This is a genomic window from Kitasatospora sp. NPDC057940 (assembly GCF_042887425.1).
Taxonomy (GTDB): Bacteria; Actinomycetota; Actinomycetes; order Streptomycetales; family Streptomycetaceae; genus Kitasatospora.
On sequence record NZ_JBHVPH010000029.1, the window covers coordinates 93,341 to 103,881 of the forward strand.

The window sequence follows — 10,541 nt, forward strand, 5'->3', positions numbered from 1 at the left end:
GCTCATCCTTCCCCCTGCACCGCCCCGGACGGGCCCGAGTGCCCCGCACGCGAGCCGACTTCGACGATCTGGTCCGCGACCTCGTTCAGGGCCCGGTGGTGGGTGGCCATGAGGACGGCCGTTCCGCGGTCGCGGTGCTCCGCGATCAGGCGGGCGAGGGCGGTACGGGCCTGGGAGTCGAGCCGCTGTTCGGGCTCGTCCAGGATGAGGAGGTCGTGCGGCCGGATGAAGGCGGCGGCGAGGAGCAGCGCCTGGGTCTGCCCGGAGGACAGGGCCGAGGGGAACTGTTCGGACTGCGCCGTGAGGCGGTGCGACTCCAGCGCCCCGTCGACCGCGGCATCGGCTCCGCCGCCCATGCCGTGCGACAGCGCCACGAGCCGCAGGTGCTCCCGCACGGTGAGGTCCGGATAGAACGCACCGGGATCCATCACCGACGCGACCCGCTTGCGCACGTCCAGGGAATCCTCGTGGATCTCCTCCCCGTCGAAGACGACCGATCCTGCGGAGGGTCTCTCCCGGCCGGCCGCCACGCGGAGCAGGGTGCTCTTGCCGGATCCGTTGTCCCCGACCAGGGAAACGCACTCACCACGGTGAATGCGGAGGGAGACCCGGTCGAGCACGGTGCTGTCACCGTACGCGTGTGTGACGTCGACGAGTTGCAGCAGCGGTGCGTCCGCCGCCTTGCCGGTTTTCTTTTTCAATCGACGAGCCGTCTTCTCTCGGATGATCGAAACGTTCATTTTCACACTTTTCTGAACATTGGGCCGATCATAGCAAGGCGTCCCAATCCTGCAAAGCCGACCCAAATACACCCTCCGGGCCGCCCGACCGGCATCCTCCGACCGACCCCGGGGCCGTCAAGTCAAATGGGGCGATTCGAGGCCATACGGACTGTTCGGCGGAATCCGCCGCCCGCCCGGATTCCCGATCAAGGCCTGACCTGCGATATCGGTGATCGAATACAGGAACATCCGGGGACTCCGCAACAAAAGGGGCATTGCACAGAATTCGAAGAATGTCCGCCTACAATGGAATTGGTCAATTTCTTCGAAATTATCCGCCGCCGATTCGCATTGTGCACACCATGAGCACATCAAGGGTCTTCCGATGGTTACCGGAACGACATATGGTCGAACGGCAGCGGCCGGCAGCGGACGTCGGTCCTCTGTGGGTTGGCCGCTGTCTCCACCATCAAAAGGAGAAAGAGTGAACGCCACCGAATCGCGTGTCGAGTTCGTGACCGATGCCGTCAACGCCTCGTTCGCGGAGGCGCAGGAGGGTTTCGTGAACGCACACAACGCTCCCGCGATGACCACCCCCACCATCGTCGCCGTGTGCGAGGTCGTCGTGACGGGCAGCACGATCTGCCTCGGCTGCTGAACCACTGACCCACCGGTGACACCACCCATGTGAGCAGACGGGCCGGAAAGGGGGACGCGCGGTTCCCCTTTCCGGCCCCGCTCGACTGGAGCACGAGGACGCGTGAATGCCATTCACTAAGATCGTCAACGAGCCTTCCCACCCCATATCGCGCGAGGACGCGCATTACTGGACGCTGGCCCCGGCCGCGGTGGGCGAGATCATCAGCGGCCTCGAAGCCTTGACCAGGACGGCCGCCTACGGGCCCAACGGCCTTTTGCAGGGCCTGAGTTCGAAACGCGAGCGCAGCGTGGTCCCGCAGGCCCTCCGCAAGGCGATCGACAGCCGCGGCGGTGCCGTCGCCATCAAGGCCATGGGCGTCGTCGGCGGGGCGCTGACCCTGACCGGCCGCAGGAGCCGGGCGCAGCAGATCGCCGGAGCCGGCCTGATGCTGGCCTCCAGCGGCCTGAGCAAGTACCGCACCTCGTTCGGCAGGGACGGGGCGGACCACATGGCCGCCCTGATCTGCGGCTACCGCGTGCTCACCGCCCTGGTCCCCGAGGCCGAGAAGTCGGACGACCTCTTCCTGCGCGCGGTCAACGCCCAGACCTTCATCGCCTATGTGACCGCCGGCGCGGCGAAGGCGATCTCCAGCACCTGGCGGTCGGGCGAGGCGCTGGAACAGGTCCTGCAGACCCAGCAGTACGGGGACAGCACGGTCGCCAAGTGGCTGAAGAAGAGCCCGCTGCTGTGCAGTTCGATGACGTGGTTCACCATCGTCTGGGAGACCGGGTTCCCGGTCGTCTACCTGCTGGCGCCGGCGAACGCCCGCAGGGCCCTGGCCGGCGTCAAGCTCTTCCACCTGGGCATCGCCGTGACGATGGGCCTGCCGCGGTTCTTCTGGGGATTCAGCTCGGCCCACGCGGCGGTCCTCTACGCCGTGGACCGCCTGCCCAGGAACGGGGGCCGGGGATGAGGTTCGAACGCCAGGTGGTCGCCACCTTCGGCGCCGCCGCCGTGGTCAGCGCCTACCTCTCGTACATCCGCCTGGAGGAGGAGTACACCCGGCGCAACGGACTCAAGGGGACCTCCCTGATCCAGGGCCCGGACGGCCTCGCGATCGAGTACGCGCTCGATGCCGGGGGGCTCGGCCCCACCGCCCCCGTCGCGGTCCTCGAAAGCGGCCTGGGCGCGCCGTTGGAGTCCTGGGACTGGGTGGCCGGGCTGCTCGGCCGGCGCTTCCGGGTCCTGCGCTACCACCGCAGCGGGTACTGGCGCTCGAAGAGCAGGCTGCGGCCGGCCCAGATGGTCGAGTTCCTCCTGCAACAGCTCGCGCCGGAGGGCGACGTCGTCCTGTGCGGCCACTCGATCGGCGCCCTCACCGCCATGAACGTCGCGGCGGAGTCCGCCTACGTGCGCGAGCGCGCCACCGCCCTGCACATCGTCGACGGGACCGACGCCGTGCTCCTCGGTGAGGACCGCGGGTCGAAGCGGCGGGTGGCGCGCTACAACCAGGACACCGCGCGACGGCTGCTCGGCTCGGCCCTGGGCACCACCCGCTGGCTGACGAGCCCCACCGAGCGGGAACTCGAGTACCGCCCGGACATCCAACGGGCGTACCTGGCCTCGATCTCCAGCCCCCAGGTGCTGCTGGCGGCGCGCCAGGAGTACCTCCACGAACCCCTCGCCGGCCAGGACTTCGTGGCCGCCGGGCCGTTGCGGCGCGTCGTCATCTCGGCCGCCAACAACACCGAGCAGCAGCGCAGGCTCAGCGAGCGGGTCGCCGCGGACTTCCACGTCGTCCCGGCGAGCAGCCACCGGTCCATCATCGCCAAGCCCGCCCTGGCGCAGCAGACGGCGGCGATCATCCTGGAGAACTCATGAGCGCGTGGCGCCGGACCGTCACGTCCCTGGTCAAGGCCGCCCTGGTGACGCACGTCGTGCTGACGGTCTTCGAGAACCTGCCCGACGACAAGCTGCCGATCAAGATGCGCCTGCCGTTCTTCCCCGACCTGCCGCAGTGGCGCTTCTTCGCCCCGAACCCCGGCATCGAGGACCTGTACGTCTTCTACCGCACGCGCGCGACGCCCGCGGACGGGTGGACCACGTGGGCCGACCTGGCCATGCGGAACGAGGCGAAGCCGCTCGCCGTGCTGTGGAACCCGGGGAGCCGGGTCCCCAAGGCGCTGTTCGACATGGCGTCGCAGGTGCGCACGCTCGCCTCGAACGGGGCCATGTTCGAGTGGATGCTGAACAGCGACGGGTACAACCTGATGGCCGGGGCCGTACGGGACGCGTGCAGGAGGAGCAGCGGGTCCGGGGACTACCAGTTCATGATCGTGGCGTCCGTCCCGACCGAGGGTGCCGACGGGATCAAGCCCATCATGATCTCGCCCGAACTCGCCCTGTGAACCGGGGGAATGCCGAGATGCCCGAAAACACCGAAAACACCGGAAGCGCTGCAAACACCGGAAAAACCGAAAACACCGGAAACACCGCGGGCGCCGGAAATCAGGAGATCCCCGATCTGGGCGAGAAGCGGATCCTGTTCGTCGTGACCGGATCCATCAACGCCTCGCTCACACCGTACTGGCTGCACTGGCTGCGCCAGTCGTTTCCCCGGATCACGAGCGATCTCCTGGTGACCAGGTCCGCACAGCGTTTCGTGACGCTGGACGCCCTGCGCCGGCTGGTGGACGGCGACGTGTGGACCGACGACTACGCCGACCCCTCCCTCCCGGAATCCGCGCACGTGGAGATCGGCGAACGCGTCGACGCCTTCGCCGTCTTCCCCGCGACGCTCGATTTCGCGATGCGGCTCGCCGCGGGAAACTGCAACACCCCCGCCACCATGGCCTTGCAGATCACCGAAAAGCCGATCGTGCTCGCCACCGCCTTTCCGGCCGGAAACGCCGTCGTCGAACACCACATGGAGCTCCTGCTGCGGCGCCCGAACGTCTCGGTCAGCCGGACCGTCGCGGCGTACAGCGTCGGGAAGCGAAAATGGGAGGGCGAGACCGGCTTCTACCTGCCGTCGGTCCTGAAGGAGCTGGAAGGAATGTTCGACGCGGAGGGCCGCCGGTAGCGCCCGCTCCCGGCAGCCACTCCGCCCGTGGAATCCCGCGCGGCGGACCGACCATGAACGAGGCGGGCCGACCATGAAACGGAACAGCGACGTCGCGGTCGTGGGCAGCGGGCCGAACGGCCTGGCGGCGGCCGTCACCCTCGCCCGCGCCGGGCTGCACGTGGACGTCTACGAGAGCCAGGACGAGATCGGCGGCGGCCTGCGCACGCACGCCCTGTTCGACAGCGACGTACGGCACGACATCTGCTCCGCCGTCCATCCGATGGCCGCCGTCTCGCCGTTCTTCCGCCGGTTCGACCTGTCGGCCCGCGGCGTCGACCTGCTCCAGGCGGAAGCGTCCTACGCCCATCCGCTGGCGGACGGGCGGGCCGCCGTGGCGTACCAGGACCTCGACCGGACCTGCGACGCGCTGGGCCGCGACGGCGCCGGCTGGCGGCGGCTGATGGCGCCGCTCATCGGCCGCAGCACCGAGATCGGGGAGCTCTTCCTCTCCGACTTCCGCTCCGTCCCCACGTCCCTGCGGACTCCGGCGATGCTCGCGTGGCGCTCCCTGGCCCACGGGACGGCGCTCGCCCCGCGCCGGTTCGCGACCGACGAGGCGGCCGCCCTCCTCGCCGGGGTGGCCGCGCACGCCGTCGGCAGGCTCCCCAGCATCGTCGGCGGAGCCGTGTCGGTCTTCCTCGGCCACCTGGCGCACAGTTCGGGGTGGCCGGTGCCGCGCGGCGGGAGCTCGGCGATCGCGGACTGCCTGGCCGAGGACATCCGGCGCCACGGCGGGCGGATCCACACCGGTGCGCGCATCACCGACCTGGCGCAGGTGCGCGGTTCGCGCGTCGTCATGTTCGACACCGGGCCGAAGGAGTTCTCGGCCGTGGCGGGCGACCGGCTGCCCGCCGCCTACCGGCGACGGCTCCGCAGGTTCCGGTACGGGCCCGCGGCGGCCAAGGTCGACTTCCTGGTGTCCGAGGCGATCCCGTGGCGGAACACCGACGTGGCCCGGGCCGCCACCGTGCACCTCGGAGGGTCGCAGGCGCAGATCTACCGCCGGGAGTCCGGGGTCGCCCGCGGTGTCGACGCGGGCGACCCCTTCGTGCTGCTGGTGGATCCCGGCGTCGCCGATCCCGACCGGGTCCGCGCCGGGAAGCGGCCCGTCTGGGCCTACGCGCACGTGCCCAACGGGTACGCGGCGGACCCCACCGGCTCCGTCACGGCACAGATCGAGAAGTACGCGCCCGGGTTCGCCGACACGGTCCTCGCCGCCCGGAGCACCAACGGCGTCCAGTACGAGGCGTACAACCCGAACTACGTCGGCGGGGACATCGGGGCCGGGGCCCTGACCCTCGGCCAACTGCTCATGCGCCCGACCCTCCGGTGGAACCCGTACGCGACCCCGCTGCCCGGCGTCTACCTGTGCTCCGCGTCCACCCCGCCCGGTCCGGGCGTCCACGGCATGAGCGGCCACCTCGCCGCCGTCTCCGCGCTCCGCCGGGAGTTCGGCATCGCCGCACCGCCCTCGCTCGGGCCCCGCCCGGCGTCTTTGCGACATGAACCGTGACGGCGGCGTCATCAATCGGAGAGGCTGCTCGGCAAGGGTGGTGGCGGTGGGTCCGCCCCGTGGAACCCCTGGCGTTTTTGGAGGAGACCGATGTCCGCACCTGTCCAGCACCACCGGTTCGCCGTCGACGAGGACGGCAACGACCTGGGGTACGCCCTGTCGCTGCCGGACGGGTACGACGAGGGCCCCGGGCCGTGGCCGCTGCTGCTGTTCCTGCACGGCGCCATGGAGCGCGGCGAGGACCTGGCGGCGCTCGCCGTGCACGGGCCGGTGCGGCAGATCGCCGACGGGGCGAAGCTGCCGTTCGTGGTGGTGGCCCCGCAGTGCCCGGCGCACAGCTCGTGGGTCGCGGAGGTGAGCGCGCTGGCGGCCCTGGTCGAGGACGTGGCGCGGACGTACCGGATCGACCCGGACCGGCGGTACGTGACCGGGCTGAGCATGGGCGGCACCGGCACGTGGGCGCTCGCCGCCCGGTACCCGCGCCGGTTCGCCGCCGCCGTGCCGATCTGCGGGTCCGGGCTGAGCGAGGCGGCGCCGCGCCTCGTCGACCTCCCGGTGTGGGCCTTCCACGGCGGGGAGGACGACGTCGTCCCGGTCGCCCACACCGAGCGGGTGGTCGAGGCACTGCGGGAGGCGGGCGGTCCGGTGCGGTTCACGCGCTACCCGGGGGTCGGCCACGACTCCTGGACGCGGACGTACGACGACCCCGAGGTCTACACCTGGTTGCTCGCCCAGTCCCGCCGGTCCCGCAGCGCGGGCTGAGGACGCCGACGGGCCCGGCGGACGCTACTGCTGGGGGCCGGTCGCCTGACGGGAGCCGGTCCGGGGGCGGGTGGGGTGCGGGACGGACGCGGGCAGGGTGTGCCCGGTGTGGTCGTCGGTGTGCCAGGACTGCGACTGGAAGGCCAGGAACACCGCCGCCCACCGGCTCTCCGCCGGCAGGTGGATGAGCAGCGCGCCGTCCTGGTAGACGCCGTCGTCCGTCCGGAACCGCCCGCTGTTGCCCTGGTTCATGTGCACGTCGTGCACGCCGTTGCCGGGCAGGAAGCCGAACACCTTGTCCGGGACGCCGGGTTCGGGCCCGAAGCGCTGCCCGAAGACGTACACCGCGGCCGCCGGGTCGGCGATCGCCCGCTGGACGTGCTGGTCGAGCACGTCGGCGAGGTCGTTGTCCGGGCCCGGGAGGTCGGGCGGCAGGACGCGCATCGCCGCGGGGTCGAACAGGTGCCCGCGGACGAAGTCCAGGCTCGCCGTGCCCGGCCGGGACGGCAGCGGGTTCCAGCCGCTGCCGGCCGGCGGGAGGAGGCCGGTGACGGGGTGCCGGAAGTCCTCGACCGCGAGGTAGCGCAGGTCGGCGGGGGCCTGCTGGGAGAGGACGTTGACCGCCGCGCGGTAGTCGGTGCCCCCGGCGTCGCGCAGGTGGATCTGGTAGTGCGGGGTGTCGGTGGCGCCCTCGCGGCGCCGGTCGACGGCGGTGGCGGCGAGCACGCCGTAGTCGCTGATCGGCATGGGTGTGGTTCCTCGGTTCGCTGGCTGCTGGTCCTGGTGCCCCGCCTGCCGGTCGGCCGGTCGGCCGGGGTCCCTCCGTTATCGCGCACACCGCCGACCGGGGGCCGTGGAATCCGCAGTTGTTCATCTGCCGTCCCCCGAAGGGATTTTCGCGCCGCAGAACGTTGACGTCGGGGCGCCTGCGTCCGGGGACCGGGCACGGGCTGGACGAGGGCGGGCAAGGGCTGGACGGGGACCGGGCACGGGCTCGACGAGGGCGGGCAAGGGCTGGACGGGGACCGGGCACGGGCTCGACGAGGGCGGGCCGGTCAGTCTGCCGGTGCCGACCTGCCCCGGCCGGGCACGGCGTGGACGCGTCTCGACCGCCCCCGGACCAGCTCGCCGGTGACGAAGGCCGTCACCGCGGCGACGATCAGCAGCGGCATGGCGTCGGCGGCCTGGCCGCCCAGCAGCGCCGTCGCCAGCACCGTGCTGGTGACCGGAAGCCGGGTGACGGCCGCGCCGGAGGCGGCCAGTCCGACGGCCAGCGCGGGCGCGGTGCCGAAGCCGGGCAGCGGCGCGCAGGCCGCCCCGAGCGCGGCACCGATCAGGATCGCCGGGAAGATCGGGCCGCCGCGCAGGCTGCCCAGGGCGATCCCCCAGCCGACCGTCTTGCACAGCACCAGGGCGAGCAGCGCGCCGATCGGCCAGGCCGCCGGGTCGGCCGCCAGCGCGCCCAGGGTGGCCTGCCCGGAGAGCGCGGCCTCCTCCGGTGAGCGACCGGTCAGCAGGGCGTACGCCGCGAGGCAGGCTCCGACGGCGATCGCGCACAGCACCGTCCGGACGGCGGCCTGACGAGCGGTCGGCACCGGCCGGGGGCCCGCCGGATCGCCCGTGGTGAAGCCCTTGACCCGCCGACCGAGGGTCTGCCCGGCCACGCAGACCACGGCGATCACCACCGCCAGCGGGACGCCCCAGAGGAAGTCGCCCGGGTCCGGGACGCCGCTCGCGGGCACCCGCGGCAGCGAGAGCGCGCCGATCGACAGCCCGGTCCAGTGGCCGAAGCCGGTGAAGACCAGCGCACCGACCCCGCTGGCCAGCAGGCAGGGCAGGATCAGGGCGATCAGCTGCGGGCCGCCCAGCCCGGCCGCCTCGATCATCATCACGCCCGCCACCAGCGGGCTGCCGAAGATGGTGGAGATCGCGGCCGCCGCCCCGGCCGCTCCCAACACCGGAACCAGCTCGGGGAGTTGGGACCTCCTGGCGGACCGGACGGCGAGCAGCGCGAGGCCGCCGCCGATCGCCATCAGCGGCGCCTCCGGGCCGAGCACCGCGCCGAGCGGCAGGCAGGCGAGTGCGGCCAGCACCACGCCGGGCACGGCGCCCGGCGGGGTGGGCGGGCCGCCCAGCCCGTCCACCGGCACGTGGCCGCCGTGCCCGGGCAGCCGGGTGACCACGGGGGCGAGCAGCAGGCCGGCCAGCAGCAGCGCGGGCAGCGGCCACCACCAGGGGGCGCGGTCGAAGCCGGCGGTGACCGGCAGGCTCTCCCAGACCCAGTGCTGGAGTTGGTGCTCCAGGCCGACGAAGCCGAAGGCGACCAGCGAGACCGGGGCGCCGATCAGGACGGCGACCAGCAGCAGGCCGAGGTAGCCCTTGCCGAGCAGCACCTGGCGCAGGGTGGGGCCACCGTTCTCCTGCTGGGGCGTCCCCGGCATCGCCGCTCCTTCGCGCTCCCGGGGCGCGCGGCCCCCGTCCTGCGACCGAGTCTCGCCCGGGGCCGGGCGGCCCGCACGGCGTGCGGCCCGTCAGCCGGGCGCCGGACGAGCGGAGTTGCGCCGTTCGGGTGGGAGCACCCTCCGCGGCGGGTGCCGACCGGAGCGGGTCGGCGTCGGCGTCGGCCGGAGCCGGCAGCCGGCAGCCGGCAGCCGGTTGATCGGAGCCGGCGGTCAGAGCCGGTGGGCGTCGCCGAGCGCGCTCTCGATGCCCTGGACCATCTTCCACAGCGGCGCCCGGCGGCTGGCGACCAGCACCACCACATCGTCCGCCCCGGACTCTGCGGCCTCCCCGTTCTCGCCGCCCGGGCGGTCGTTCCAGGTGCCGGTGACGAAGGCCATCGCCGCGTCGACCTCGGCCACCCAGTCGCTCTCGCCGCCCGAGCGCAGCCAGGTGCGCAGGGCGTGGTTGTGCGCGGCGACGACGGCGGCGGCGGTCACGTCGGCGCGCAGCGGTCCGTCCGGGCGGTCGGCGAACCGGCCGCGCAGGTAGGCCGCGAGCGTGTGCTCGTAGCGCCAGACCACGGAGAGCTCGTACGCCCGCAGGCCGGGGACCTTACGGGTGAGGCGGTAGCGCTGGACGGAGAAGGAGGGCTGTTCGGCGTACATCCGCAGGACGAGCCGGGCCGCGTCGCAGGCGTGCTTGACCGGGTCCTCCTCGCCGGTGCCGGACTCCAGGAACTCCGTCATCTCGGCGAGGCTGCGCTCGTGGTCCGGGAAGACCACGTCCTCCTTGGCCGGGAAGTAGCGGAAGAAGGAGCGTCGGCCGACCCCGGCCAGCGAGACGATGTCGTCGATGGTGGTCTGTTCGAAGCCGCGTTCCAGGAAGAGCTCGAAGGCCGCGGCGACGAGCGCCTCGCGCATCGCCGGCTTGGCGGGCCCGTCGTTCATGGGCAGGTCCTGCTCTTCCTTCTCGCTCATTCCCGGAACATAGCATCGGCCCCGAACGGCCGGACCGGGTGCTCGGCCCGGCCGTCGGTGCGCCTCACAGGCGGTGTTACGGCAGGTTGCGGGCCATGACGATGCGCTGGACCTGGTTGGTCCCCTCGTAGATCTGGGTGATCTTCGCGTCCCGCATCATCCGCTCCACCGGATAGTCCCGCGTGTACCCGTACCCACCCAGCAACTGCACCGCATCCGTCGTGATCTCCATCGCCGCATCCGACGCATAGCACTTCGCCGCCGCACCGAAGAACGTCAGATCCCCGTCCCCACGCTGCGACTTCGCCGCCGCCGCATACGTCAACTGCCGCGCCGCCTCCAGCTTCATCGCCATGTCCGC

12 protein-coding genes are annotated in these 10,541 nt (G+C 72.1%); 7 read left to right on the forward strand and 5 right to left on the reverse strand.

Annotated elements, in window-relative coordinates; all coding sequences use genetic code 11:
- Positions 1-2: 2 nt before the first annotated feature.
- Entirely contained in the window at positions 3-701 is a 699-nt protein-coding gene (locus ACFVTF_RS31935) for an ATP-binding cassette domain-containing protein (protein ID WP_371516330.1), read from the reverse strand.
- Positions 702-1,206: 505 nt separating this feature from the next.
- Here ACFVTF_RS31935 and ACFVTF_RS31940 point away from each other — a divergent pair.
- The 7 genes from ACFVTF_RS31940 (at position 1,207) to ACFVTF_RS31970 (ending at position 6,761) form a co-directional block, all read left to right on the forward strand.
- The gene (locus ACFVTF_RS31940) at positions 1,207-1,380 is read left to right on the forward strand and encodes a cypemycin family RiPP (protein ID WP_371516331.1); all 174 of its coding nucleotides are present in this window, start codon (positions 1,207-1,209) and stop codon (positions 1,378-1,380) included.
- A 106-nt stretch (positions 1,381-1,486) separates the two neighbouring features.
- The gene (locus ACFVTF_RS31945; protein WP_387817676.1) at positions 1,487-2,335 is read left to right on the forward strand and encodes a hypothetical protein; all 849 of its coding nucleotides are present in this window, start codon (positions 1,487-1,489) and stop codon (positions 2,333-2,335) included.
- Positions 2,332-3,243, forward strand: coding sequence for an alpha/beta fold hydrolase (locus ACFVTF_RS31950; RefSeq protein WP_387817677.1), 912 nt, complete (start codon positions 2,332-2,334; stop codon positions 3,241-3,243). Before ACFVTF_RS31945 ends, ACFVTF_RS31950 begins: the two co-directional genes overlap by 4 nt.
- Positions 3,240-3,770: a hypothetical protein gene (locus ACFVTF_RS31955; protein ID WP_387817678.1), complete on the forward strand. Its 531-nt coding sequence runs from the start codon at positions 3,240-3,242 to the stop codon at positions 3,768-3,770. Before ACFVTF_RS31950 ends, ACFVTF_RS31955 begins: the two co-directional genes overlap by 4 nt.
- Before the next feature lie 17 nt (positions 3,771-3,787).
- Positions 3,788-4,444, forward strand: coding sequence for a flavoprotein (locus tag ACFVTF_RS31960; protein WP_387817679.1), 657 nt, complete (start codon positions 3,788-3,790; stop codon positions 4,442-4,444).
- A gap of 73 nt (positions 4,445-4,517) precedes the next feature.
- Positions 4,518-5,999: a phytoene desaturase family protein gene (locus ACFVTF_RS31965; protein ID WP_387817680.1), complete on the forward strand. Its 1,482-nt coding sequence runs from the start codon at positions 4,518-4,520 to the stop codon at positions 5,997-5,999.
- Positions 6,000-6,089: 90 nt separating this feature from the next.
- Complete coding sequence (locus ACFVTF_RS31970; protein WP_387817681.1) at positions 6,090-6,761, forward strand: prolyl oligopeptidase family serine peptidase; 672 nt, start codon at positions 6,090-6,092, stop codon at positions 6,759-6,761.
- A 24-nt stretch (positions 6,762-6,785) separates the two neighbouring features.
- Here ACFVTF_RS31970 and ACFVTF_RS31975 read toward each other — a convergent pair whose 3' ends face one another.
- The 4 genes from ACFVTF_RS31975 to ACFVTF_RS31990 form a co-directional block, all read right to left on the reverse strand.
- The gene (locus tag ACFVTF_RS31975) at positions 6,786-7,508 is read right to left on the reverse strand and encodes a DUF2278 family protein (RefSeq protein WP_387817682.1); all 723 of its coding nucleotides are present in this window, start codon (positions 7,506-7,508) and stop codon (positions 6,786-6,788) included.
- A gap of 308 nt (positions 7,509-7,816) precedes the next feature.
- Positions 7,817-9,202 carry a chloride channel protein gene (locus ACFVTF_RS31980; protein WP_387817683.1) on the reverse strand — a complete coding sequence of 462 codons (1,386 nt, stop codon included), beginning with the start codon at positions 9,200-9,202 and terminating at the stop codon, positions 7,817-7,819.
- Between the two features lie 231 nt (positions 9,203-9,433).
- A complete protein-coding gene (locus tag ACFVTF_RS31985; RefSeq protein WP_387817684.1) occupies positions 9,434-10,180 on the reverse strand; it encodes a TetR family transcriptional regulator in 747 nt (248 codons plus the stop codon).
- Between the two features lie 76 nt (positions 10,181-10,256).
- Positions 10,257-10,541, reverse strand: a 285-nt coding sequence (locus ACFVTF_RS31990) for an acyl-CoA dehydrogenase family protein (RefSeq protein ID WP_387817685.1), incomplete at its 5' end; no start/stop codon positions are given.